Raw genomic sequence first — 22,945 nt, 5'->3', positions numbered from 1 at the left:
GCGGGGGGGCGCCTTTCTCCCGGTTGTCGCGGGGGGGGTTTGGGTGCTATCATAGCCCACCCGGGGCGGCCCCCAGCCCGGGCTGTTGGTGGGGGGGGGGGGGGGGCGCCCCGGCCCCCCCCCCCCGACTGCTTGCGCCGTATCGTTGTGTGCGTACGCCGCAGACATCACCGTTCGATGCAGTCCGATGCAGAGAGGCGCCGCGCAATGGTGCAGATCAAGACCCCCGAGCAGATCGCGAAGATGCGCGAGGCGGGGCTGGTGGTCGCTGCCATTCACGCGGCCACCCGCGAGGCGGCGGTGCCCGGCGCCACCACGATGGACCTGGACCAGGTCGCCCGCAAGGTGATCGCCGATCACGGCGCGAAGTCGAACTTCCTCGGTTACGGCGGGTTCCCCGCGACCATCTGCACCTCGGTCAACGAGGTCGTCGTCCACGGCATCCCGGACGAGAAGACGGTCCTCAAGGACGGCGACATCATCTCCATCGACGCCGGCGCGATCGTCGACGGCTGGCACGGCGACGCCGCGTACACGGCCTTCGTGGGCACCGGTCACGCTCCGGAGCTGGTCGAGCTCTCCCGGGTGACGGAGGAGTCCATGTGGGCCGGTATCGCCGCGATGAAGGTGAACAACCGCCTCGTCGACATCTCGAAGGCGATCGAGTCGTACATCCGCCGCCAGCCCCGCCCCGCCACCGGCAAGTACGGGATCATCGAGGACTACGGCGGCCACGGCATCGGCACCGAGATGCACATGGACCCGCACCTGCTGAACTACGTCGCCCGCAAGCGCGGCAAGGGCATCAAGCTCGTGCCCGGTGTCTGCCTGGCCATCGAGCCGATGGTCTCGCTCGGTACCGCGCAGACCGAGGTGCTCCAGGACGACTGGACGGTCATCACGACGGACGGCACCTGGTCCTCCCACTGGGAGCACTCGATCGCCCTCACCGAACAAGGCCCCCTGGTCCTGACCGCCCCCGACTGCGGCCGGGCGAAGCTGGCGCAGTACGGCGTCGAGGTGGCGCCGGATCCCCTCGGCTGACGCCACCCGGGGGATTTGACCCGCTTGTCGAGGTCTAAGGATCTCCTCCGGTGGGCAAACTTGACGGATTCGTCTTTTGGGGTCCGCTGACGTAGACTGACTCGTCGGCTCTCGTGCATCAGTGTGTCCGCATGCTGTGCCGAAAGTCGATCAAGGTAGCCGATTCGAAAGGCGAAGCGTGGCCAAGAAGCAAGGTGCCATCGAAATTGAGGGCACCGTGATCGAGTCCCTCCCGAACGCCATGTTCAAGGTGGAGCTCCAGAACGGTCACAAGGTCCTCGCGCACATCAGCGGCAAGATGCGGATGCACTACATCCGAATCCTTCCGGATGACCGGGTCGTCGTGGAGCTCTCCCCGTACGACCTGACGCGTGGCCGGATCGTCTACCGCTACAAGTAGATCTTGCCTCCACCTCGCTTCCGCGTGGTGACGGCACTGACCCGGAGAACCTGACATCCCATGAAGGTCAAGCCGAGCGTCAAGAAGATCTGCGACAAGTGCAAGGTGATCCGCCGTCACGGTCGGGTCATGGTCATCTGCGACAACCTGCGCCACAAGCAGCGCCAGGGCTGACGCACGACCCCCTGCATCTCGCAGCACTTCGCGCGACGCACGTAAAACGTACATACGCAGAGTCCGTCCAAGCTTCGGCTGACGACACCTCCGGTGGGGGCCGGGGACCCGGGCGTACCACCTCTCGTCACGAGAGGTCGGCGATCGGGAGCGGCACTGTGGAAGACCCCCGAATTAACAACTGGAGCCATTGAATGGCACGCGTTTCAGGTGTTGACATCCCGCGCGAAAAGCGCGTGGAGGTTGCCCTCACCTACGTCTTCGGTATCGGGCGCACCCGGTCCAAGGAGATTCTCGCCACCACTGGCGTGAACCCCAACACCCGCGTTCGTGACCTGGCCGAAGAGGACCTGGTCAAGATCCGCGAGTACGTGGACGCCAACCTCCGCACCGAGGGTGACCTCCGTCGCGAGATCCAGGCCGACATCCGCCGCAAGGTCGAGATCGGCTGCTACCAGGGTCTGCGTCACCGCCGCGGCCTGCCGGTCCACGGCCAGCGCACCAGCACGAACGCTCGTACCCGCAAGGGCCCGCGTCGCGCGATCGCCGGCAAGAAGAAGCCGGGCAAGAAGTAGTCCTCAGCGGACGCACTGCGGACGTCCGGGCCACCGGTCATCCGCAGCAACCAGCGGTCTTCGCTGTAGGACCGATCACCTCCCCTCTCCATCTGGAGTCAAGACATGCCCCCCAAGGGTCGTCAGGGCGCAGCCAAGAAGGTGCGTCGCAAGGAAAAGAAGAACGTCGCTCACGGCCACGCGCACATCAAGAGCACGTTCAACAACACGATCGTCTCGATCACGGACCCCTCGGGCAACGTGATCTCCTGGGCCTCCGCCGGCCACGTCGGCTTCAAGGGCTCGCGCAAGTCCACCCCCTTCGCCGCGCAGATGGCTGCCGAGTCGGCCGCCCGCCGCGCGCAGGAGCACGGCATGCGCAAGGTCGACGTCTTCGTCAAGGGTCCGGGCTCCGGCCGCGAGACCGCGATCCGTTCGCTCCAGGCCACCGGCCTGGAGGTCGGCTCGATCCAGGACGTCACCCCCACCCCGCACAACGGATGCCGCCCGCCCAAGCGTCGCCGCGTCTGATTTTTTTCGGGCTCTGCTCCAGGCAGTAGCTCGTGGGTCCGGGCGGTACGGCCCCTTCGGGGTCGTGCCGCCCGTACCCTTGTCAGTATCTGGGGGCGTCAAATAGTGGGCGCCCACGACTGAAGGAACGCAACATGCTTATCGCTCAGCGTCCGTCGCTGACCGAAGAGGTCGTTGACGAGTTCCGCTCCCGGTTCGTCATCGAGCCGCTGGAGCCGGGCTTCGGCTACACCCTCGGCAACTCTCTTCGCCGTACGCTCCTCTCCTCGATCCCCGGCGCTGCTGTCACCAGCATCCGGATCGACGGTGTCCTGCACGAGTTCACCACCGTGCCGGGCGTCAAGGAGGACGTCACCGACCTCATCCTCAACATCAAGCAGCTGGTCGTCTCCTCGGAGCACGACGAGCCGGTCGTGATGTACCTGCGCAAGCAGGGTCCCGGCCTGGTCACCGCTGCTGACATCGCCCCGCCGGCCGGTGTCGAGGTCCACAACCCGGACCTGGTCCTGGCCACGCTCAACGGCAAGGGCAAGCTGGAGATGGAGCTGACCGTCGAGCGCGGTCGCGGCTACGTCTCCGCCGTCCAGAACAAGCAGGTGGGCCAGGAGATCGGCCGTATCCCGGTCGACTCCATCTACTCGCCGGTGCTCAAGGTCACGTACAAGGTCGAGGCGACCCGTGTCGAGCAGCGCACCGACTTCGACAAGCTGATCGTCGACGTCGAGACCAAGCAGGCCATGCGTCCGCGTGACGCCATGGCTTCGGCCGGCAAGACCCTGGTCGAGCTGTTCGGCCTGGCGCGCGAGCTCAACATCGACGCCGAGGGCATCGACATGGGCCCGTCCCCGACGGACGCCGCGCTCGCCGCCGATCTGGCGCTGCCGATCGAGGAGCTCGAGCTCACGGTCCGTTCGTACAACTGCCTCAAGCGCGAGGGCATCCACTCCGTGGGTGAGCTCGTGGCCCGTTCCGAGGCCGACCTGCTCGACATCCGCAACTTCGGTGCGAAGTCGATCGACGAGGTCAAGGCGAAGCTGGCCGGTATGGGCCTCGCGCTGAAGGACTCGCCTCCCGGCTTCGACCCGACCGCCGCCGCCGACGCCTTCGGCGCCGACGACGATGCGGACGCCGGTTTCGTGGAGACCGAGCAGTACTAGTACGCCTCCGGCTGGGGTGCCCGGTTTTTGCGGGTGCCCCGGACCGGGGAGAGGCTTTGTCCTCGATCGCCGGACGGGCTTGTTCTTGCCCGTCGGCTCTTGAACTTCCGGGTGGCGTCCGCCGCACGGGAACTGACACCGGTACCTGATACGGCCGGTGCAGCACACAAGGAGAAACACCATGCCGAAGCCCGCCAAGGGTGCCCGTCTGGGCGGCAGCGCCGCGCACGAGAAGCTGCTTCTCAACAACCTCGCGAAGTCGCTGTTCGAGCACGGCCGCATCACCACGACCGAGGCCAAGGCCCGTCGCCTGCGTCCGGTCGCCGAGCGTTTCATCACCAAGGCGAAGAAGGGCGACATCCACAACCGTCGCCTGGTGCTGCAGTCGATCACGGACAAGGGCGTCGTCCACACGCTCTTCACCGAGATCGCCCCGCGGTACGAGAACCGCCCCGGTGGTTACACCCGCATCACCAAGATCGGCAACCGTCGTGGCGACAACGCCCCGATGGCCGTCATCGAGCTGGTCGAGGCGCTGACCGTGGCCCAGCAGGCCACCGGTGAGGCCGAGGCCGCCACGAAGCGTGCGGTCAAGGAAGACGCCCTCAAGAAGGACGAGGCCGTCGAGGCCGTCGAGGACGCCAAGCCGGCCGACGACGCCGAGTCCAAGGACGCCTGAGCGTTCTGAGACCACTGGACGGGCCCGCATCACCCTTCGGGGCGGTGCGGGCCCGTTCCGTATGCATCTGCGTGCACTCGCAGGAAAGGACCCATGGGTGAGTGACGAAGTGGAGCCCGGCTTCGTACGGGTGCGGCTCGACCTGGCGTACGACGGCAAGGACTTCTCGGGCTGGGCGAAGCAGACCTCCAGGCGGACCGTCCAGGGCGAGATCGAGGACGCGCTGCGGACCGTGACGCGGTCCTCGCGGACGTACGACCTGACCGTCGCCGGCCGGACCGATGCAGGGGTGCACGCGCGGGGGCAGGTCGCGCACGTCGATCTGCCGGACGAGGTGTGGGCCGAGCACGGTGACAAGCTGCTGCGGCGGATGGCCGGGCGGATGGCGCCGGACGTACGGATCTGGCGGATCGCGCCGGCACCCGAGGGCTTCAACGCGCGGTTCTCGGCGCTGTGGCGTCGTTACGCCTACCGCGTCTGTGACCGGCCCGGCGGGGTGGATCCGCTGTTGCGCGGTCATGTGCTGTGGCACGACCGGTCGTTGGACCTCGCCGCCATGAACGAGGCGGCGGCCCTGATGACCGGCGAGCACGACTTCGCCGCGTACTGCAAGAAGCGCGAGGGCGCGACGACCATCCGTACGCTGCAGAAGCTGAGTTGGATCCGGGACGAGGCGAGCGGGATCCTGACGGCGACCGTGCAGGCGGACGCGTTCTGCCACAACATGGTCCGCGCGCTGATCGGGGCCGCGCTCTTCGTCGGGGACGGACGCCGTCCACCCGAGTGGCCCGCACAGGTGCTCGCGGCCCGGGTTCGCGACCCCGGCGTGCACGTGGTGCGCCCGCACGGGCTGACGCTGGAGGAAGTGGCCTACCCGGCCGACGAGTTGCTGGCCGTCCGGGCCCGGGAAGCGCGCAATGTGCGGACGCTTCCCGGGGGTGGGTGCTGCTGAGGCCGTTTCCCGGGACGGGGAAAGAGGGCGGGGTCAGGCGGTCTGGGCGGTGGCCGCGGCCGAGGCCTGGACCTCGCCCCGGTGATGGATCTGACGGAACGTGAAGTTCGTCAGGTCGTCACCGGTGGTGTAGACCTTCTTGTCGGCCGTGGTGACGCTCTTGCCGTTGGTGAACCCGCTGATGGCGAAGTAGGCGTAACGGCCGTAGGAGTTGGCGGTGCGGCGGCAGACCGATCCCGGAGGGCAGAAGGCCGGCACGCCCGCGCCGCTCAGCGTGGCGATGCTGCCGCTCGCCTGCTGGGCCGCCTTCTTGGCCTGGGCCTCCGTCCGGAAGACCGCGAGCCCGACGGTGACGGCGACGCCGTCCTTGCTGTACGTGGCCCGGATGACCTGGTCGCAGCCGTTGTTCACGAGGATCGAGCCGAGCGCGCCCTTCGTGGTCGCGGCGCAGTTCTTCGTCTGCTGCGTGGCGCCCTTGAGGTAGACGCGGTCGCCCATCGTCAGCTTCTTGCCGGGGAAGAACGCGTCGACGGTGATCGGGGCCCGGTCCTTCTTCGCGTCGGAGATGTAGTCCTTCGGGTTCGGCGGGGGGAGCGGTGCCACCGAGGAGAAGGACGGCTCCGGCTCTGCGGTCTCGTGCGGCAGGTCGCTCGGCGCGGGCAGCTCGCTCGCGTTCTTGCCGGAGCCGGTGGGGCTGTTGTTCTTGTTGGTCGAGATGACCGCGGTGGCCACGATCGCGCCGATCGCGGCGGTGGCGAGCACGCCGCCGCCGATCAGCAGCCACTTCTTGCGCCGTTTGCGCGCGGCGGACTCGTCGGCCAGCGCTGCCCAGTCCGGAGTCTGTGTGCCCCCGGGCCCCCAGGAGGGCCCCCCTTGCCCAAAGCTCATGCCGCGATCCTAGAGGAGACATAAACCGGTTGGGCCAGGCTTCGCGGGCCGTGACAATGCTGTGCATGGGACATCTTGAAGCGGGCCACCTGGAGTACTACCTACCGGACGGGCGGGTGCTGCTCGGCGATGCTTCGTTCCGGGTGGCGGACGGGGCCGTGGTCGCCCTCGTGGGGGCCAACGGGGCCGGCAAGACGACGCTGCTCAGGCTGCTGGCCGGAGAGCTCCAGCCGCACGGCGGCTCCGTCTCGGTGAGCGGTGGGCTCGGGGTGATGCAGCAGTTCGTGGGCTCGGTGCGGGACGAACGCACGGTCCGGGACCTGCTCGTCTCCGTGTCCCAGCCGCGCATCAGGGAGGCGGCCCTGGCGGTCGACAAGGCCGAGGAGCTGATCCTCACCGTCGACGACGAGGCCGCGCAGATGAAGTACGCGCAGGCCCTGAGCGACTGGGCGGAGGCCCGGGGGTACGAGGCCGAGACCGTCTGGGACATGTGCACCATGGCCGCGCTCGGCGTCCCGTACGAGAAGGCGCAGTGGCGCGAGGTGCGCACGCTCTCGGGAGGTGAGCAGAAGCGCCTGGTCCTGGAGGCGCTGCTGCGGGGGCCCGACGAGGTGCTGCTGCTCGACGAGCCGGACAACTATCTCGACGTGCCCGGCAAGCGGTGGCTGGAGGACCGGCTCAAGGAGACCCGCAAGACGGTCCTGTTCGTCTCGCACGACCGCGAGCTGCTGTCCAGGGCCGCCGAGAAGATCGTCAGCGTGGAGCCGAGCCCGGCGGGCAGCGACGTGTGGGTGCACGGCGCCGGCTTCGACACGTACCACCAGGCCCGCAAGGACCGGTTCGCCCGGTTCGAGGAGCTGCTGCGGCGCTGGGAGGAGGAGCACGCCCGGCTGAAGGCGCTGGTCCACCGGCTGCGGCAGCAGGCGGCGATCAGCCCCGACATGGCGTCCCGCTACCGGGCGATGCAGACCCGCTTCAAGAAGTTCGAGGACGCGGGCCCGCCGCCGGAGCCGCCGCGCGAGCAGGACATCAGGATGCGGCTGCGCGGCGGGCGGACCGGGGTGCGCGCGGTGACCTGCAAGAACCTTGAGCTGTCCGGGCTGATGAAGCCGTTCGACCTGGAGATCTTCTACGGGGAGCGGGTCGCCGTCCTCGGCTCGAACGGATCGGGCAAGTCGCACTTCCTGCGGCTCCTCGCGGGCGAGCAGGTCGCGCACACCGGGGAGTGGAAGCTCGGGGCCCGGGTCGTGCCGGGCCACTTCGCGCAGACCCACGCCCATCCGGAGCTGCTGGGCAAGACGCTCGTCGAGATCCTGTGGACCGAGCACGCCAAGGACCGCGGCGGGGCGATGTCCGTCCTGCGCCGCTACGAGCTGGAACGCCAGGGCGACCAGCCCTTCGAGAAGCTGTCCGGCGGCCAGCAGGCACGGTTCCAGATCCTCCTCCTGGAGCTGGCCGGCACGACCGCGCTGCTCCTCGACGAGCCGACGGACAACCTGGACCTGGAGTCGGCGGAGGCCCTCCAGGACGGCCTGGAGGCGTACGAGGGAACGGTGCTGGCCGTCACCCACGACCGCTGGTTCGCGAAGTCCTTCGACCGCTATCTGGTGTTCGGCTCGGACGGCGTCGTACGCGAGACGGCGGAGCCGGTGTGGGACGAGCGGCGGGTGGAACGGGCCCGGTGACGCGGTTGCTCCACGGTCCGGGGAACCCGCACCAATCAGCCCGTCCGGCGATTGAGGACGGAACCCCGGCAGCGGGGCCGGCCAGGCCGGGGAACCCCGCTGCCGCCCGCCCGAGGGCCACGCGTTTTGACCCGTCCGGGGCGGGGCGGGTAGTCTCGTCGATTGTTATGCGTATTGGCTTCGTCGTTCTCACGCGTAGGGCCCTTACGTAGGTTCTCTGGAGCAGTTACCAGTGGCTCGCATACGGGCAGCGTCCCCGGCATTGTGAGCCCCAGCTGCATGATCGCTTCAGAGGTGCCATGTGTCTGGCCCCCATCCACTGAAGAAGCGAAGGCTACGAAGTGCGTACGTACAGCCCCAAGCCCGGCGATGTGACGCGCCAGTGGCACATCATTGACGCGCAGGACATCGTCCTGGGTCGTCTCGCCACCACGGCTGCGAACCTCCTCCGCGGCAAGCACAAGGCGATCTACGCCCCCCACATGGACATGGGCGACTTCGTCATCATCATCAACGCCGAGAAGGTTCACCTCTCCGGCAACAAGAAGACCCAGAAGATGGCGTACCGCCACTCCGGGTTCCCGGGTGGTCTGCGCTCCGTCCGTTACGACGAGCTGCTCGCCAAGAGCCCCGAGAAGGCCGTCGAGAAGGCCATCAAGGGCATGATCCCCAAGAACAGCCTGGGCCGTCAGATGCTCTCGAAGCTCAAGGTCTACGCGGGCGACCAGCACCCGCACGCTGCTCAGCAGCCGGTCCCGTTCGAGATCACCCAGGTCGCGCAGTAGTTCCGGCCTCCCCCTAAGACCAAAAGAAAGATCTGAGGAGAATCGTGGCCGAGACCACTGTTGAGAACCCCGTCGAGGGCACCGAGGGCGAAGAGGTCTTCGCCGAGGTGACCACCTTCGAGTCCGAGGTTCCCGTCGAGGGCGAGTACACCAGCGAGTCGCTGGCGTCCCGCTTCGGCGACCCGCAGCCCGCCGCCGGCCTTGGCCGTCGGAAGAACGCCATTGCCCGCGTCCGGATCGTTCCGGGCACCGGCAAGTGGAAGATCAACGGTCGCACCCTTGAGGACTACTTCCCCAACAAGGTGCACCAGCAGGAAGTCAACGAGCCCTTCAAGGTGCTTGAGCTCGACAACCGCTACGACGTCATCGCCCGCATCTCGGGTGGCGGCGTCTCGGGTCAGGCCGGCGCCCTGCGTCTCGGCGTGGCCCGTGCACTGAACGAGGCGGACGTGGACAACAACCGCGCCCCGCTGAAGAAGGCCGGCTTCCTCTCCCGTGACGACCGTGCGGTCGAGCGCAAGAAGGCCGGTCTCAAGAAGGCCCGTAAGGCCCCGCAGTACAGCAAGCGCTAATCCGCCTGCTCATCTGCTTTACACGTTCGCCCCGGCGGCACACCTCGTGCTGCCGGGGCGTTCGTTTATCGGCACCCTCGGGCGTATAACGGCATAAGGCGTTCATAGGCTTGTTGTGTTGCTTTGCTTGGTTGATTTGGTTTTGCGGTTTCGGAGCATCTTCGGAGGACACCAGTGGGACGACTCTTCGGCACGGACGGTGTGCGCGGTGTCGCCAATGCGGATCTGACGGCCGAGCTGGCGCTCGGACTCTCGGTCGCTGCGGCGCATGTTCTCGCCGAGGGGAGCGCCCTCGACGGGACACGGCCGACAGCCGTGGTGGGCCGTGACCCGCGCGCGTCCGGAGAGTTCCTGGAGGCCGCCGTCGTGGCCGGTCTCGCCAGTGCGGGCGTGGACGTCCTGCGCGTCGGTGTGCTGCCCACCCCGGCGGTGGCGTATCTCACCGGTGCGCTGGGCGCCGACCTCGGCGTGATGCTCTCCGCGAGCCACAACTCGATGCCGGACAACGGTGTCAAGTTCATCGCGCGCGGCGGTCACAAGCTCTCCGACGAGCTGGAGGACCGGATCGAGTCGATCTACCAGCAGCACCGCACCGGTGAGCCGTGGGAGCGTCCGACCGGTGCCGGTGTGGGACGCGTCACCGAGTACGCGGAGGGCTTCGACCGTTACGTGGCGCACCTCGTCGCGGTCCTGCCGAACCGGCTCGACGGGCTGAAGGTCGTGCTCGACGAGGCGCACGGCGCGGCCGCCCGGGTCTCGCCCGAGGCCTTCGCGCGGGCCGGTGCCGAGGTGATCACGATCGGTGCGGACCCGAACGGCCTGAACATCAACGACGGCTGCGGCTCCACCCATCTGGAGCCGCTGAAGGCCGCCGTCGTCGAGCACGGGGCCGACTTCGGCATCGCGCACGACGGCGACGCCGACCGCTGCCTGGCCGTGGACTCCACCGGCGAGGAGGTCGACGGCGACCAGATCCTGGCCGTCCTCGCCCTCGCCATGCGCGAGGCCGGACAGCTGCGCAAGGACACCGTGGTCGGCACTGTCATGTCCAACCTCGGCTTCAAGATCGCGATGGAGCGTGAGGGTATCCAGCTCGTCCAGACCGCCGTCGGCGACCGCTACGTACTGGAGTCGATGAAGGCCGAGGGCTACGCGCTGGGCGGCGAGCAGTCCGGCCATGTCATCGTCCTGGACCACGCCACGACCGGCGACGGCACGCTGACCGGCCTGCTGCTGGCGGCCCGGGTCGCCGCCACCGGCCGTACGCTCGCAGATCTGGCCGGGGTCATGCAGCGGCTGCCGCAGCTGCTGATCAACGTCCGAGACGTCGACAAGTCCCGGGTCGGGACCTCCCCGGAGGTCGCCGCCGCGGTGGCCGAGGCCGAGGCCGAGCTGGGCTCCACCGGCCGCGTACTGCTGCGCCAGTCGGGCACCGAGCCGCTGGTGCGGGTCATGGTCGAGGCGGCCGACATCGAGCAGGCACGGGCGGTCGCCGAGCGGCTGGCCGACGTGGTGAAGTCCGCGCTCGGCTAGGGCCTGCCCGGCGGTTCCGGCTCCTGTTCGCCGGGCGGGCTCGTGACGAGGCCCGCCCGGCGGCGGTGTGCCGCCCACAGCGCCTTCTGGACCAGCAGGGTCAGCGTCCCCGCGACCACGATCCCGCCGAGGTTCGCCAGCAGTTGGGCCGTGGAGCCCCACATCTGGCTGTAGTCGCTGTAGCTGAACGCCACCGCCGCGTTGGCCGCGGCCGGCACGGTCGTCACCGAGATGGCGACGCCGATCAGCGCCCCGGACTTCGCCGAGGTGAGCGAGAGCGTCCCGGCGATCCCGGCCAGGAAGGCCACCACGAAGGACATCGCGTCGGGCTTCCAGATGAACGCCGTGTTGGGGCGGTCGGCCTCGACCATCGAGCGGGTGAACAGCCCGGCGGCGTCCATCAGCCAGGCGAACCCGGCCGTCAGCACCATCGCGACGGCGAAACCGCCGATCAGCGCGTACAGCGAACGCAGCGCCAGTCGCGGAGCACGCTGCACCAGGGCCGTGGAGATCCCGGCCAGCGGCCCGAACTCCGGACCGACCGCCATCGCGCCCACGATCAGGATCGCGTTGTCGAGCATCACACCGCAGGCGGCGAGCATCGTCGCGACGGTGAGGAACGCCACGTACGTGACGCTGAACGTCGACTCCTCGTGGGTCGCCTCCGTCAGCTCCTCCCACAGCACCGCGTCCGCACCCTCGCCCGGCGCGGCCTTCTCGGCCTTGTCGGCGTGGGCGGAGAGCGTCAGATCCATGTTCTCGACGGTGATCGAACCGGACTTGTCGATACCGAGCCGGCGCAGCGCTGAGATCAGCTCGTCACCCGCCTCACGGGCCACGTCGCACAGGACCAGGTCGCCCGCCGGGTCGCGGGCGGCCCCGGCCATCACGACGAGATGGGTCGTACCGAGGGTGCTCTCCACCAGGTGCAGCACCTCGTCCGTACGGTCGGCGGGGACGATCAGGCGCAGATGCAGCACGCGGCCACTCCCAGGAGGCTCGGGGTTCGGGGGATCAGAGTTTGCGCAGGGACAGCCGCTGGACCTTGTGGTCCGGGCCCTTGCGGAGCACCAGGGTGGCACGGCCCCGGGTGGGCGCGACGTTCTCCACCAGATTGGGCTTGTTGATGGTCCGCCACATCGTCGCCGCGTACTCCATGGCCTCCTCCTCGGAGACCTGGGTGTACTTGCGGAAGTACGAGAAGGGGTTCTGGAACGCCGTCTCCCGCAGCTTCCGGAACCGGTTGAGGTACCAGCTCTCGATGTCCTCGGTGCGCGCGTCCACGTACACGCTGAAGTCGAAGTAGTCGGCGAGACCGACCCTGGTGCGGCCGTCCTTGCCGGGCATCGCTGGCTGGAGCACGTTCAGTCCCTCGACGATCAGGATGTCGGGACGGCGTACGGTGAGCCGCTCGTCCGGCACGATGTCGTAGATCAGGTGTGAGTAGACGGGCGCCGTCACCTCGTCCTTGCCGGCCTTGATGTCGGCGACGAACCGGGTCAGGGCGCGCCGGTCGTACGACTCGGGGAAACCCTTGCGCGACATCAGCCCGCGGGCCCGGAGCTCCTTCATCGGCAGCAGGAAGCCGTCCGTGGTCACCAGCTCGACGCGCGGGTGCTCGGGCCAGCGGGCCAGCAGTGCCTGGAGGATGCGGGCGGTGGTGGACTTGCCGACCGCGACACTGCCCGCGACGCCTATGACGAACGGGGTGCCGCGCTGCGCGCCGTGGCCGTTCCCCGCGTCCCCGAGGAAGGTGTTCAGGGCGCCGCGCAGTCCCGAGGTGGCCTGGACGTAGAGGTTGAGGAGCCGGGAGAGCGGCAGGTAGACGTCCCGTACCTCGTCGAGGTCGATGACGTCCCCGAGCCCCCGCAGCCGCTCCACCTCGTCGGCGGTCAGCGGCAGCGGTGTCTTGTCGCGCAGGGCGCTCCACTCGGCGCGGGACAGATCGACGTACGGCGTCGCCGCGTGCTCGGCGCGTCGCTGGGTGCTCCGTGGCGGCGAAGTGATCACGGGTTCATTGTTGCGGGACTTCCGCCGCGGTGGAGGGTGGGCTCGGTCACGTAGGGGAGAAGACAGGGGTACCGCCGCCGTCGCTCACGGCCGGGTGCCCGCTCTCCTCAGCACGCAGAGCTCCCCGCTGTCGGGGTCGCCGACGAAGGTCCACAGGAAGGGGGAATCGGCCGTTCCCCTGGCGGTGAGCTGCCCCCTGACGTGGCCGGGGGCGAACTTTGTGGACAGCTCCGTCGCACGGTCGTCCTGGGCCCCGTCCACGTCGGACTCCCAGGTGCCGGTCCCGGTCATCGTGGAGGGGAAGCCGAATCCGGAGCTGTCGCCGGTGACGTCGTCCGTGTAGTCGCCGCAGATGTCCGTGGCGGTGAAGGTGCCGTCCGCGGCGAGGACGAGCCGGCCGCCGTCCTCGTCCTGCCAGGTGCCCTGCAGCCGGCTGTGCGCCAGCACGAGCGGCGGGCCGTCCGGCTCCGGGACGACGTTCACGTAGCGCAGGAGAAGGACCAGGACGAACAGGCCCACGGGTACGAGTACGACGAGGACCGCACCGACGGACAGCCCCAGCAGGACGGCGACCCCGCTCGACATGCCGCGCCGGGGCGCAGGAGACGCGAGAGGGAACGGCTGGGAGGGGCGGAGGCCCCGCGGGGGGCGCTGCGACGACGAGGCCTTCGGCTTTTCGGCGCCGGACATGCGCCCCACCCCCCGATTCCCGGCCGGCCGGCCGGAAGCGATTTCCGGTCCGCGGCGACGCAATGATGCACCCGGGGCTGCTTGCCGCTGTCGGCGGGGTCGGCCCTCGGGCCGGTGTTCCGCACCCCTGCGGCGGACACCGGCCCGGTGACGTCAGGGCTTCTCGCCCTTGGCGTCGACGACGGCGGCCTCGATCCGGGCTTCGCTGGTGAGGATCTGCCCGGCCTTGAGCTTGAACGTCGGGCCCTCGGCCTTGCCGCCGACGAGCTTGTACGTGTAGTCCTCGGCGACCACGAAGCGCATACCGACGTAGCCGAAGTCGTGCGGGTCCAGCAGGATCTCCCGCCGCTCGTGGCTGCCGTCCTCCTTCCGGGTGAGGGCGATGGCCTCGCGCCCGGCCGCGTCCTTCACCAGGTGGTCGGTGACGCGGACGCCGGGAATGGTGGCCATGGCCCGGTAGATCCGGGCGAGAGCGGCCGGGGCGACCGGGTACGCCTCGGCCATCAGACCGATCGCGCGGAAGCTGTGCTGTGCCTTGCCCTCGGGCGGGCTCTCGGCCGTGTGGCCGGTCGGGTAGAAGGCCCGGATCTCCGCCAGCAGCCGCGCCGGGTCGTCGGGCAGCTCGTTGGCCGCCCGCCAGACCTGGCGGGCGGTGCGGTGGTCGTCGTCCTTGCCGTTCTTGGCCGCGGCGGAGTTGTCGTACGGGACCCAGTTGTCGGGGTCGTACGTGACGGGGCCGACGGACGAGCCGTTCGGGCCGCCCTGCGAGGCCACCCGCGCCGTTCTGGTGTAGATCCACTGGTCGTCGCGCGGTTCCGGCCCGGCCGGCTGCTTCTCCAGCGCGTCGGCGGCCCGGTTCAGCACCTCGGCCGGGCTGTCCAGCCGCAAGGTTTTGGCGGTCGACGCGGGCCCGGAGCGGCTGGGCGCGGCGGCGCCCCCGAGCTGGGTGCCCAGCACCGCCGCCACGGTGATCGCCGCGGCCGCGCCGACCGCGGCGACCCGCCAGTCGGCCCGCAGGCGGCGGACGCGGCGGCCCGAGGCCGCGGCCTCGGTGAGCCGCTGCCGGCCCGGGGCGAGGGCGGCGCGGTCGGGAACGGGCACGTCCGCGCGGAGCTCGCGCAGCCGGGTCATTTCGTCCATGACGGGGTCAGCTCCATGGCGTCGGGCGTGAACGAGGGGTCCGTGCTGAGGGCCGCTCGGACTCTGCGGCGGGCGCGGTTGAGCCGGGACCGCACGGTGCCGAGCGGGATGCCCAGCGCGTCGGCGACCTCCTGGTAACCGAGGTCGGCCCAGGCGACGAGCAGCAGTACGTGGCGGTCGCCGGGCGACAGCGCGGCCAGCGCCGCCGCCAGCGGTGCCTGGGCGGCGATCCGGTTGTCGCAGCGGTCGCTCCAGGATGCGGCCACCGGATCCTGCCCGGTACGGGCCAGGGCCCGCAGTCCTCGCTCCTCGCTGCGCCGGTGCTTGCCGATGAGGTTCGCCGCGATGCCGTACAGCCAGGGACGGGCGCTTCGCAGGGAACCGTCGAAGCGGCGCCGGGAGCGGAAGGCGATGAGGAAGGTGTCCGCCGTGATGTCGTCCGCCGCGCCCTCCCCGAGGCGGCGGGCGGCATAGCGGTGGATGCCCGGGGCGTGACGGTCGTAGAGCCCGGCGAAGATCTCGGGTTCCTCCAGCGACCGCGCGATGACCTCGGCATCGTCGTCGGGGCTGGCCGGTGGTCCGGTCACATCGGCTCCTGGGGGCTCGTCGGGTGGGCGTGTCACCCCTTGTTCCCCGCAGGGACCGGAAAGGTTCACAGGTTGCGGGGTGATGGCCGCACGCGCCACGCCGTCCTCCCCGCCGCCCCGTTCGGCGTCTGCGACGATGCGAAGAAGAGGGGGGAGTGACCACGAAGGGAACGGTATGTGCGGAATCGTCGGTTACGTCGGTGGGCAGTCGGCGCAGGACGTCGTCGTCGCCGGGCTCAAGCGCCTTGAGTACCGGGGCTACGACTCGGCGGGCATCGCCGTCCTCGCGGACGGCGGCCTGGCCGCGGCCAAGCGGGCCGGCAAGCTCGTCAATCTGGAGAAGGCGCTGGCCGAGGCGCCCCTCCCGGCCGGGAACACCGGCATCGGGCACACCCGCTGGGCCACCCACGGCGCCCCCACCGACGCCAACGCCCACCCGCACCTGGACAACGCGGGCCGGGTCGCCGTCGTGCACAACGGGATCATCGAGAACTTCGCCGCCCTGCGCGCCGAACTCGCCGAGCGCGGCCACGATCTGGCCTCCGAGACCGACACCGAGGTCGTCGCTCATCTGCTCGCCGAGGCGTTCTCCTCCTGTGCCGACCCGGCGGAGGCGATGCGGCAGGTCTGCCGCCGGCTGGCGGGCGCCTTCACCCTCGTCGCCGTGCACGCGGACGCCCCCGGCACGGTGGTCGGCGCCCGGCGCAACTCGCCGCTCGTGGTGGGGGTGGGGGAGGGGGAGTCGTTCCTGGCGTCCGACGTCGCCGCGTTCATCGCGCACACCCGCTCCGCCATCGAACTGGGCCAGGACCAGGTGGTCGAGCTGCGCCGGGAGGGTGTCACCGTCACCGACTTCGACGGGCGGCCCGCCGAGGTCCGCGAGTACCACGTGGACTGGGACGTCTCCGCCGCCGAGAAGGGCGGCCACGACTACTTCATGCTCAAGGAGATCGCCGAACAGCCCAAGGCCGTCGCCGACACCCTCCTCGGCCGGATCGACGCCGCGGGCGCGCTCCACCTCGACGAGGTCCGTATCCCGCCGCACGAGCTGCGGGAGGTCGACAAGGTCGTCATCGTGGCCTGCGGCACCGCGTTCCACTCCGGGATGATCGCCAAGTACGCCATCGAGCACTGGACCCGCATCCCCTGCGAGACCGAGCTGGCCAGCGAGTTCCGCTACCGCGACCCGATTCTCGACCACCGCACCCTGGTCGTCGCGATCTCGCAGTCCGGCGAGACGATGGACACCCTGATGGCCCTGCGGCACGCCCGCGAACAGGGCGCCAAGGTCCTCGCCATCTGCAACACCAACGGCTCCACCATCCCCCGGGAGTCCGACGCCGTGCTCTACACGCACGCCGGACCCGAGGTCGCCGTCGCCTCCACCAAGGCCTTCCTCACCCAGCTGGTCGCCTGCTACCTCGTGGCCCTGTACCTCGGACAACTCCGGGGGACCAAGTGGGGCGACGAGATCCGCACCGTCATCCGCCAGCTCTCCGCGATCTCCGGCGCCGTCGAACAGGTCCTGGAGACCATGGAGCCGGTGCGCGAGCTCGCCCGTTCCCTCGCCGGTCACGACACCGTGCTCTTCCTGGGCCGCCATGTCGGCTACCCCGTGGCCCTGGAAGGCGCGTTGAAGCTCAAGGAGCTCGCGTACATGCACGCCGAGGGGTTCGCCGCCGGTGAGCTCAAGCACGGCCCGATCGCGCTCATCGAGGACGGCCTCCCGGTCGTCGTGGTGGTGCCGTCGCCGCGCGGCCGGTCCGTGCTGCACGACAAGATCGTGTCGAACATCCAGGAGATCCGGGCCCGCGGCGCCCGCACCGTCGTCATCGCCGAGGAGGGCGACGAGGCGGTCGTCCCGTACGCCGACCATCTGATCCGGATCCCCATTACGCCTACGCTGCTCCAGCCGCTGGTGTCGGCCGTGCCGCTCCAGGTATTCGCCTGCGAACTGGCCACGGCCCGCGGCAACGACGTGGACCAGCCGCGCAATCTGGCGAAGTCCGTGACCGTGGAGTAGCGAAGGATGAGGGAACGCGCGTGATCATCGGGGTCGGGATCGACGTGGCCGAGATCGAACGGTTCGACGCGGCGCTGGAGCGTACGCCGCAGATGGCCGAACGGCTCTTTGTGGAACGGGAGTTGCTGCTGCCCAGCGGTGAGCGGCGGGGCATCGCCTCGCTCGCCGCCAGGTTCGCCGCGAAGGAGGCCCTCGCGAAGGCGCTCGGCGCGCCCGGCGGACTGCTCTGGACGGACGCCGAGGTGTGGGTCGAGGACAGCGGGCAGCCCCGGCTGCGGGTCCGGGGCACCGTCGCCGCCCGCGCCGCCGAGCTGGGCGTACGGCACTGGCACGTGTCGCTCAGCCATGACGCGGGGGTGGCGTCGGCCGTGGTGATCGCGGAGGGTTGAGCACATGCGTACCGCCTACAGCGTTCAGACCGTACGGGCCGCCGAACAGGCCCTGATGGCCAGGCTCCCCGAGGGCGCGCTGATGCAGCGCGCCGCCGCCGGACTCGCGGCGGCCTGCGCCGACGTACTGCGACGGCGCGGCCGGGTGTACGGGTCCCGGGTCGTCCTTCTCGTCGGCAGCGGCGACAACGGCGGCGATGCGCTGTACGCGGGCGCCCGGCTCGCCCGGCGCGGCGCCGGAGTGCGCGCCGTGCTCACCGCCCCCGGCCGCGCCCACGAGGGCGGCCTCGCGGCCCTGCTCGCGGCGGGCGGGCGGATCGCGGACGGTGTGGCGGGGGCGCGGGGCGCGGACGGCTGGCGCGGTCACATCGATCTCGTGGTGGACGGGATCACCGGCATCGGCGGCCGGGGCGGGCTGCGTCCGGACGCCGCCGAACTGGTGCGGGCCTTCACGGCGACCGGCGCGCCCCTGATCGCCGTCGACCTGCCCAGCGGGGTCGAGGCCGACACCGGCGAGGTGCTCGGCGAGGCTGTGCGCGCCGACGCTACGGTCACCTTCGGCACGTACAAGCCGGGCCTGCTCGTCGACCCGGCCGCCGAACGGGCGGGCGCGCTGCATCTCGTCGACATCGGTCTCGGGCCCGAACTGCCCGAGGTACCCGAGCTGGAGGTGCTCCAGTACGCGGACGTCGCGGCCCTGCTGCCGGTCCCCGGCGCCGAGAGCGACAAGTACCGGCGCGGGGTCGTCGGCGTGGTCGCCGGATCCGCGCGCTACCCGGGTGCGGCGGTGCTGGCCGTCTCCGGGGCGCTGCGGGGCGGCGCGGGGGCCGTGCGGTACGTCGGTCCGGGTGCCGGCGCGGTGATCGCCCGCCACCCGGAGACGCTGGTGCACGCGGGACCGCCGTCGAAGGCGGGACGGGTGCAGGCGTGGGTCGTCGGGCCCGGACTCGGTGACGGCGCTCAGGCCGCCGAGGCGGTCCGGGGCGTGCTCGCGACGGAGGTCCCGGTGCTGGTGGACGCGGACGGGCTGCGGCTGCTGGACGCCGGTGCCGTACGGGAGCGCACCGCGCCGACCGTCCTCACCCCCCACGCCGGTGAGGCCGCGGCCCTGCTCGGCGTCCCGCGCGAGGAGGTCGAGGCGGGGCGGCTCGCCGCCGTACGGGAGCTGGCCGCCCGCTACCGCGCCACGGTCCTGCTCAAGGGTTCGACGACCCTGGTCGCCACCGGCGACCCGGCCACTCCCGTACGGGTCAATCCGACCGGCACCTCCTGGCTGGCCACGGCGGGCAGCGGCGACGTCCTGTCCGGACTGACCGGCTCGCTGCTCGCCGCGGGTCTCGCCCCGCGCGACGCCGCGTCGGCCGGCGCCCATCTGCACGGACTCGCCGCCCGCCGCGCCTCCGACGGCTCGCCCGTCGCCGCGCAGGACGTCGCCGAGGCGATCCCGGCGGCGTGGCGGGACGTACGGGCCTGAGTGATGCTGGGCCCAGCAGCCACCGACCGCAGCCGACAGGAGGGCCGACCGTGGGCAGCAGCAGCGATGTACGCGTGCGCCGGGTGTACGAGCCGAAGGAGGACGCCGACGGCACCCGCGTCCTCGTCGACCGGCTCTGGCCGCGCGGCGAGTCCAAGGAGAAGGCCGCGATCGACAAGTGGCTCAAGGACATCACCCCGTCGAACGAACTGCGCGACTGGTACCACGAGGACCGCACCGGGACCCGTTACGACGAGTTCGTCGACCGCTACCGGGCCGAACTGACCGACCCCGTCCACACGGCGGCCGTCCGGGAACTGGTCGAACTCGTCGAGGAGGGCGGCCCGGTGACACTGGTCACGGCGGTCAAGGACGTACCCCACAGTCATGTCCCGGTCATCGTCGACCACCTGGAACACGAGCTGCACCATCGCTGAGGGACGGCCTGGCGACCCGCCGCCCGAGGGCCCCGCCGGGCGCCTCTGAGAGACTGGGCGCGATGAACGAGACAGCGTCCTTGAGAGCCCGTGCCGAGATCGACCTCGCCGCATTGCGTGCCAATGTGCGTGTGCTGCGCGCACGGGCGGCGGGCGCGCAACTCATGGCCGTCGTCAAGTCCGACGCGTACGGGCACGGGGCGGTGCCCTGCGCCCGCGCCGCGCTGGAGGCCGGGGCGACCTGGCTCGGCACCGCGACCCCGCAGGAGGCGCTGGCCCTGCGGGCCGCCGGACTCGGCGGCCGGGTGATGTGCTGGCTGTGGACTCCGGGCGGCCCCTGGCGCGAGGCGATCGAGGCCGACATCGACGTGTCGGTGAGCGGGATGTGGGCGCTGCGCGAGGTCGTGGCCGCGGCCACCGAGGCGGGCATCCCGGCCCGGATCCAGCTCAAGGCCGACACCGGCCTCGGGCGCAACGGCTGCCAGCCCGCCGACTGGCCGGAGCTCGTCGCCGCCGCCCGCGATGCCGAGGACGCGGGCACCGTACGGATCACCGGCCTGTGGTCCCACTTCGCCTGCGCCGACGAGCCGGGCCACCCCTCCATCGCCGCCCAGCTGGCCCTGTTCCGGGACATGGTGGCGCACGCGGAGAAGGAGGGCGTCGACCCCGAGGTGCGCCACATGGCCAACTCTCCGGCGACGCTGTCGATCCCCGAGGCCCACTTCGACCTGGTCCGGACCGGGATCGCGATCTACGGCATCTCGCCCAGCCCCGAGCTGGGCACCCCGGCCGACTTCGGGCTGCGCCCCGTCATGACGCTCATCGCCTCGGTCGCCCTGGTCAAGCAGGTGCCGGCCGGTCACGGGATCAGCTACGGCCACCACTACACGACCTCCGCCGAGACCACCCTGGGCCTGGTGCCGGTCGGCTACGCGGACGGCATCCCGCGCCACGCCTCGGGCCGCGCCCCGGTCCTGGTCGGCGGTGTCACCCGGCGGATCGCCGGCCGGGTGGCCATGGACCAGTTCGTCGTCGATCTCGACGGGGACGAGGTCGAGGTCGGCAGCGAGGCGGTGCTCTTTGGCCCGGGGGACCGGGGCGAGCCGAGCGCCGAGGACTGGGCGCAGGCCGCCGACACGATCGCGTACGAGATCGTCACCCGGATCGGCACCCGCGTACCGCGCGTGCATCTGCATGCCACCCCGGCCGAGTCCTGACCGACCAGGCGCCGCTGACCAGGCACGATCGAATCACGACCGGAACAGCCCGGCCCTGACCTGACGGATACGACCGACGAGGAGCGCGGCACGGTGAGCGAGATCGGTGCGGGGGACGCGGTGACGACGGCCGCTACGGCGGTCGGCTGGCGCCGGGCGGGGATCGCCGGAGCCGCCATAGGCGTGATCGCGGCGGGCGCCGCCGCCGGTGTCGCGGTCGAGCGGCTCACCGTCGGCCGGGGCATGCGCAAGCGGGCCAGGCTGGCACTGGACGCCACCGGACCGTACGGCTCGCTGCGCGGCCTGCCCGGCCGGGCCGCGGCCGACGACGGCACCGAGCTGTACTACGAGGTCGACGAGGTGGAACCGGACGGCGCCGCAGGCACCGACGCGGGCAGCGGGGGCGCCGCCGCCCCCGGCACCCGCCGCCGCAGGCTCTTCGGCCGCAAGGCCCCTGCCCCCGTCACCGTGGTCTTCAGCCACGGCTACTGCCTCAACCAGGACTCCTGGCACTTCCAGCGGGCGGCGCTGCGCGGCCTGGTCCGCACCGTCCACTGGGACCAGCGCAGCCACGGCCGCTCCGAGCGCGGCCGGGCCCATGCGCAGGGCGTGACGGTCGGCATCGACCAGCTCGGCCGCGACCTGAAGGCGGTGATCGACGCGGCGGCCCCCGAGGGCAGGCTGGTGCTGGTCGGGCACTCGATGGGCGGCATGACGATGATGGCCCTGGCCGACCAGTACCCCGCGCTGATCCGGGACCGGGTCGCCGCCATCGCCCTCATCGGCACATCGAGCGGGAGGCTGGGCGAGGTCGACTTCGGGCTGCCGGTCGCGGGCGTGAACGCGGTGCGCCGGGTGCTGCCCGGGGTGCTCAGGGCGCTCGGCTCCCAGGCCGAGCTGGTGGAACGGGGCCGCCGGGCGACCGCCGACCTCTTCGCCGGGCTGATCAAGCGGTACTCGTTCGGTTCGCGGGACGTGGATCCGGCGGTGGAGCGGTTCGCCGAGCGGCTCATCGAGTCCACCCCGATCGACGTGGTCGCCGAGTTCTACCCGGCCTTCACCGAACACGACAAGAGCGGCGCGCTGCCCGCCTTCCTCGACGTCCCGGTCCTGATCCTGGCGGGTGACAAGGACCTGGTGACGCCCAGCTCGCACAGCGAGACCATCGCGGACCAGCTCCCGGACGCGGAGCTGGTCATCGTCCCGGACGCCGGCCATCTCGTGATGCTGGAGCACCCCGAGACGGTCACGGACCGGCTGGCGGACCTGCTGGTACGCGTCGGAGCCGTGCCGGCAACGGCTAACGTTGGCGGACATGGAAGCACCGCACAACAGCCCGGCGACTGAGCTCGTCGAGGACGCCGCGTCCGCCACCGTCACCCTGGGCCTGGCCGTCGAGTCCCCCGAACGGATGCAGGCACTCGGCCGCCGGATCGCCGGGATCCTGCGGCCGGGCGACCTCGTGATGCTCACCGGAGAGCTCGGCGCAGGCAAGACGACGCTCACCCGCGGCCTGGGTGAGGGCCTCGGCGTGCGCGGCGCGGTCACCTCCCCCACCTTTGTGATCGCCCGAGTCCACCCGTCGCTGACCGGCGGCCCGGCACTGGTCCACGTCGACGCGTACCGCCTGGGCGGCGGGCTGGACGAGATGGAGGACCTGGACCTCGACGTGTCGCTGCCGGAGTCGGTGGTGGTCGTGGAGTGGGGCGACGGCAAGGTCGAGGAGCTGTCCGAGGACCGGCTCCAGGTGGTGATCCACCGCGCGGTCGGCGACACGGACGACGAACGGCGCGAGGTGACGTTGGCCGGGATCGGCGCGCGCTGGGCGGGACTGCGCGAGGCGATGGGCGACTGAACGCCGGGGCGGGCGGGTCTCCCGCCGGATGGCCCCCTCGCTCACCGCGCCGTCGGCCTTCCGGGCGCTCGTCCGTGTGTGAATCCGGCCGTCCGGAATTCTTTCCGACAAGCCGTCGGTAAATTGTTGCGCGGAGAGCGGCGGTCGTGGTCACATGGACGGGAGACCT

At 70.8% G+C, this 22,945-nt stretch carries 25 protein-coding genes; 19 read left to right on the top strand and 6 right to left on the bottom strand.

All coding sequences use genetic code 11. The features are described from left to right. Positions 1 to 207: 207 nt before the first annotated feature. From map to truA, 8 genes are all read left to right on the top strand, one after another. The gene (map, locus tag ACIRJP_RS08165; protein ID WP_404169690.1) at positions 208 to 1,044 is read left to right on the top strand and encodes a type I methionyl aminopeptidase; all 837 of its coding nucleotides are present in this window, start codon (positions 208 to 210) and stop codon (positions 1,042 to 1,044) included. Between the two features lie 178 nt (positions 1,045 to 1,222). Further along, entirely contained in the window at positions 1,223 to 1,444 is a 222-nt protein-coding gene (infA, locus tag ACIRJP_RS08160; RefSeq protein ID WP_003956442.1) for a translation initiation factor IF-1, read from the top strand. A gap of 60 nt (positions 1,445 to 1,504) precedes the next feature. Further along, on the top strand, positions 1,505 to 1,618 hold the full coding sequence (gene rpmJ / locus ACIRJP_RS08155) for a 50S ribosomal protein L36 (RefSeq protein WP_003956441.1): 114 nt from the start codon (positions 1,505 to 1,507) through the stop codon (positions 1,616 to 1,618). Positions 1,619 to 1,812: 194 nt separating this feature from the next. Next, entirely contained in the window at positions 1,813 to 2,193 is a 381-nt protein-coding gene (gene rpsM, locus ACIRJP_RS08150) for a 30S ribosomal protein S13 (RefSeq protein ID WP_018519286.1), read from the top strand. 105 nt (positions 2,194 to 2,298) lie between these two features. Then, positions 2,299 to 2,703, top strand: coding sequence for a 30S ribosomal protein S11 (gene rpsK, locus ACIRJP_RS08145; protein ID WP_003956432.1), 405 nt, complete (start codon positions 2,299 to 2,301; stop codon positions 2,701 to 2,703). Between the two features lie 134 nt (positions 2,704 to 2,837). After that, positions 2,838 to 3,860: a DNA-directed RNA polymerase subunit alpha gene (locus ACIRJP_RS08140; protein ID WP_003966937.1), complete on the top strand. Its 1,023-nt coding sequence runs from the start codon at positions 2,838 to 2,840 to the stop codon at positions 3,858 to 3,860. 181 nt (positions 3,861 to 4,041) lie between these two features. Further along, complete coding sequence (rplQ, locus tag ACIRJP_RS08135) at positions 4,042 to 4,539, top strand: 50S ribosomal protein L17 (protein ID WP_404169686.1); 498 nt, start codon at positions 4,042 to 4,044, stop codon at positions 4,537 to 4,539. Between the two features lie 97 nt (positions 4,540 to 4,636). Further along, positions 4,637 to 5,491, top strand: a complete 855-nt coding sequence (truA, locus tag ACIRJP_RS08130) for a tRNA pseudouridine(38-40) synthase TruA (protein ID WP_404169683.1) — start codon at positions 4,637 to 4,639, stop codon at positions 5,489 to 5,491. Positions 5,492 to 5,524: 33 nt separating this feature from the next. Here the strand turns inward: truA and ACIRJP_RS08125 are convergent, their stop codons facing one another. Further along, positions 5,525 to 6,379, bottom strand: coding sequence for a hypothetical protein (locus ACIRJP_RS08125; RefSeq protein ID WP_404169680.1), 855 nt, complete (start codon positions 6,377 to 6,379; stop codon positions 5,525 to 5,527). 56 nt (positions 6,380 to 6,435) lie between these two features. Between ACIRJP_RS08125 and ACIRJP_RS08120 the strand changes: the two genes are divergently transcribed. The 4 genes from ACIRJP_RS08120 to glmM all read left to right on the top strand — a co-directional run bounded on the left by ACIRJP_RS08120 (position 6,436) and on the right by glmM (position 10,954). Further along, positions 6,436 to 8,064: an ABC-F family ATP-binding cassette domain-containing protein gene (locus tag ACIRJP_RS08120; RefSeq protein ID WP_266733617.1), complete on the top strand. Its 1,629-nt coding sequence runs from the start codon at positions 6,436 to 6,438 to the stop codon at positions 8,062 to 8,064. 341 nt (positions 8,065 to 8,405) lie between these two features. Continuing rightward, positions 8,406 to 8,849, top strand: coding sequence for a 50S ribosomal protein L13 (gene rplM / locus ACIRJP_RS08115; protein ID WP_072486702.1), 444 nt, complete (start codon positions 8,406 to 8,408; stop codon positions 8,847 to 8,849). Positions 8,850 to 8,893: 44 nt separating this feature from the next. Continuing rightward, positions 8,894 to 9,421 (top strand): 30S ribosomal protein S9, encoded by a 528-nt coding sequence (rpsI, locus tag ACIRJP_RS08110; RefSeq protein WP_030914197.1) that lies wholly within the window; start codon positions 8,894 to 8,896, stop codon positions 9,419 to 9,421. A 174-nt stretch (positions 9,422 to 9,595) separates the two neighbouring features. Next, on the top strand, positions 9,596 to 10,954 hold the full coding sequence (gene glmM, locus ACIRJP_RS08105) for a phosphoglucosamine mutase (protein ID WP_266730358.1): 1,359 nt from the start codon (positions 9,596 to 9,598) through the stop codon (positions 10,952 to 10,954). Here glmM and ACIRJP_RS08100 read toward each other — a convergent pair. The 5 genes from ACIRJP_RS08100 to ACIRJP_RS08080 form a co-directional block, all read right to left on the bottom strand. Next, a complete protein-coding gene (locus ACIRJP_RS08100; RefSeq protein WP_404169674.1) occupies positions 10,951 to 11,934 on the bottom strand; it encodes a DUF389 domain-containing protein in 984 nt (327 codons plus the stop codon). The genes glmM and ACIRJP_RS08100 overlap by 4 nt on opposite strands. A gap of 34 nt (positions 11,935 to 11,968) precedes the next feature. Further along, positions 11,969 to 12,964 (bottom strand): type I pantothenate kinase, encoded by a 996-nt coding sequence (coaA, locus tag ACIRJP_RS08095; RefSeq protein ID WP_266730356.1) that lies wholly within the window; start codon positions 12,962 to 12,964, stop codon positions 11,969 to 11,971. Positions 12,965 to 13,048: 84 nt separating this feature from the next. Next, the gene (locus ACIRJP_RS08090) at positions 13,049 to 13,654 is read right to left on the bottom strand and encodes a hypothetical protein (RefSeq protein ID WP_404169671.1); all 606 of its coding nucleotides are present in this window, start codon (positions 13,652 to 13,654) and stop codon (positions 13,049 to 13,051) included. A 153-nt stretch (positions 13,655 to 13,807) separates the two neighbouring features. Then, positions 13,808 to 14,794: a CU044_5270 family protein gene (locus ACIRJP_RS08085; RefSeq protein ID WP_404169668.1), complete on the bottom strand. Its 987-nt coding sequence runs from the start codon at positions 14,792 to 14,794 to the stop codon at positions 13,808 to 13,810. Then, a complete protein-coding gene (locus tag ACIRJP_RS08080) occupies positions 14,782 to 15,381 on the bottom strand; it encodes an RNA polymerase sigma factor (RefSeq protein ID WP_404169665.1) in 600 nt (199 codons plus the stop codon). Before ACIRJP_RS08080 ends, ACIRJP_RS08085 begins: the two co-directional genes overlap by 13 nt. Before the next feature lie 175 nt (positions 15,382 to 15,556). On the opposite strand from ACIRJP_RS08080, the gene glmS reads away from it, so the two are divergent. From glmS to tsaE, 7 genes are all read left to right on the top strand, one after another. Beyond that, on the top strand, positions 15,557 to 17,404 hold the full coding sequence (gene glmS / locus ACIRJP_RS08075) for a glutamine--fructose-6-phosphate transaminase (isomerizing) (protein ID WP_404169662.1): 1,848 nt from the start codon (positions 15,557 to 15,559) through the stop codon (positions 17,402 to 17,404). 20 nt (positions 17,405 to 17,424) lie between these two features. Further along, entirely contained in the window at positions 17,425 to 17,793 is a 369-nt protein-coding gene (locus ACIRJP_RS08070) for a holo-ACP synthase (RefSeq protein WP_266730350.1), read from the top strand. A 4-nt stretch (positions 17,794 to 17,797) separates the two neighbouring features. Then, positions 17,798 to 19,267 (top strand): NAD(P)H-hydrate dehydratase, encoded by a 1,470-nt coding sequence (locus ACIRJP_RS08065; RefSeq protein ID WP_404169659.1) that lies wholly within the window; start codon positions 17,798 to 17,800, stop codon positions 19,265 to 19,267. A gap of 50 nt (positions 19,268 to 19,317) precedes the next feature. Further along, on the top strand, positions 19,318 to 19,704 hold the full coding sequence (locus ACIRJP_RS08060) for a DUF488 domain-containing protein (protein WP_404169656.1): 387 nt from the start codon (positions 19,318 to 19,320) through the stop codon (positions 19,702 to 19,704). A gap of 62 nt (positions 19,705 to 19,766) precedes the next feature. Beyond that, positions 19,767 to 20,921, top strand: coding sequence for an alanine racemase (gene alr, locus ACIRJP_RS08055; RefSeq protein WP_404169653.1), 1,155 nt, complete (start codon positions 19,767 to 19,769; stop codon positions 20,919 to 20,921). A gap of 93 nt (positions 20,922 to 21,014) precedes the next feature. After that, the gene (locus tag ACIRJP_RS08050; protein WP_404169650.1) at positions 21,015 to 22,268 is read left to right on the top strand and encodes an alpha/beta fold hydrolase; all 1,254 of its coding nucleotides are present in this window, start codon (positions 21,015 to 21,017) and stop codon (positions 22,266 to 22,268) included. Then, positions 22,237 to 22,776, top strand: a complete 540-nt coding sequence (tsaE, locus tag ACIRJP_RS08045; RefSeq protein WP_404169647.1) for a tRNA (adenosine(37)-N6)-threonylcarbamoyltransferase complex ATPase subunit type 1 TsaE — start codon at positions 22,237 to 22,239, stop codon at positions 22,774 to 22,776. The genes ACIRJP_RS08050 and tsaE overlap by 32 nt, the downstream gene beginning before the upstream one ends. Positions 22,777 to 22,945: the final 169 nt, after the last annotated feature.

It is taken from the genome of Streptomyces sp. NPDC102437 (assembly GCF_044765565.1).
Lineage (GTDB): Bacteria > Actinomycetota > Actinomycetes > Streptomycetales > Streptomycetaceae > Streptomyces.
The sequence above is the reverse complement of the archived record's forward strand: the minus strand, read 5'-3'. Positions and strand labels throughout refer to the sequence as shown.

What these genes read in the sequence shown, in the direction of transcription:
- map (WP_404169690.1), top strand. Translation starts at nt 208, where the DNA reads ATGGTGCAGATCAAGACCCCCGAGCAGATCGCGAAGATGCGCGAGGCG.
- ACIRJP_RS08085 (WP_404169668.1), bottom strand. Translation starts at nt 14,794, where the DNA reads ATGGACGAAATGACCCGGCTGCGCGAGCTCCGCGCGGACGTGCCCGTT.
- rpsK (WP_003956432.1), top strand. Translation starts at nt 2,299, where the DNA reads ATGCCCCCCAAGGGTCGTCAGGGCGCAGCCAAGAAGGTGCGTCGCAAG.
- ACIRJP_RS08090 (WP_404169671.1), bottom strand. Translation starts at nt 13,654, where the DNA reads ATGTCCGGCGCCGAAAAGCCGAAGGCCTCGTCGTCGCAGCGCCCCCCG.
- ACIRJP_RS08065 (WP_404169659.1), top strand. Translation starts at nt 17,798, where the DNA reads ATGCGTACCGCCTACAGCGTTCAGACCGTACGGGCCGCCGAACAGGCC.
- rpsM (WP_018519286.1), top strand. Translation starts at nt 1,813, where the DNA reads ATGGCACGCGTTTCAGGTGTTGACATCCCGCGCGAAAAGCGCGTGGAG.
- ACIRJP_RS08125 (WP_404169680.1), bottom strand. Translation starts at nt 6,379, where the DNA reads ATGAGCTTTGGGCAAGGGGGGCCCTCCTGGGGGCCCGGGGGCACACAG.
- glmS (WP_404169662.1), top strand. Translation starts at nt 15,557, where the DNA reads ATGTGCGGAATCGTCGGTTACGTCGGTGGGCAGTCGGCGCAGGACGTC.
- rpmJ (WP_003956441.1), top strand. Translation starts at nt 1,505, where the DNA reads ATGAAGGTCAAGCCGAGCGTCAAGAAGATCTGCGACAAGTGCAAGGTG.
- rplQ (WP_404169686.1), top strand. Translation starts at nt 4,042, where the DNA reads ATGCCGAAGCCCGCCAAGGGTGCCCGTCTGGGCGGCAGCGCCGCGCAC.
- tsaE (WP_404169647.1), top strand. Translation starts at nt 22,237, where the DNA reads ATGGAAGCACCGCACAACAGCCCGGCGACTGAGCTCGTCGAGGACGCC.
- ACIRJP_RS08140 (WP_003966937.1), top strand. Translation starts at nt 2,838, where the DNA reads ATGCTTATCGCTCAGCGTCCGTCGCTGACCGAAGAGGTCGTTGACGAG.
- alr (WP_404169653.1), top strand. Translation starts at nt 19,767, where the DNA reads ATGAACGAGACAGCGTCCTTGAGAGCCCGTGCCGAGATCGACCTCGCC.
- ACIRJP_RS08120 (WP_266733617.1), top strand. Translation starts at nt 6,436, where the DNA reads ATGCTGTGCATGGGACATCTTGAAGCGGGCCACCTGGAGTACTACCTA.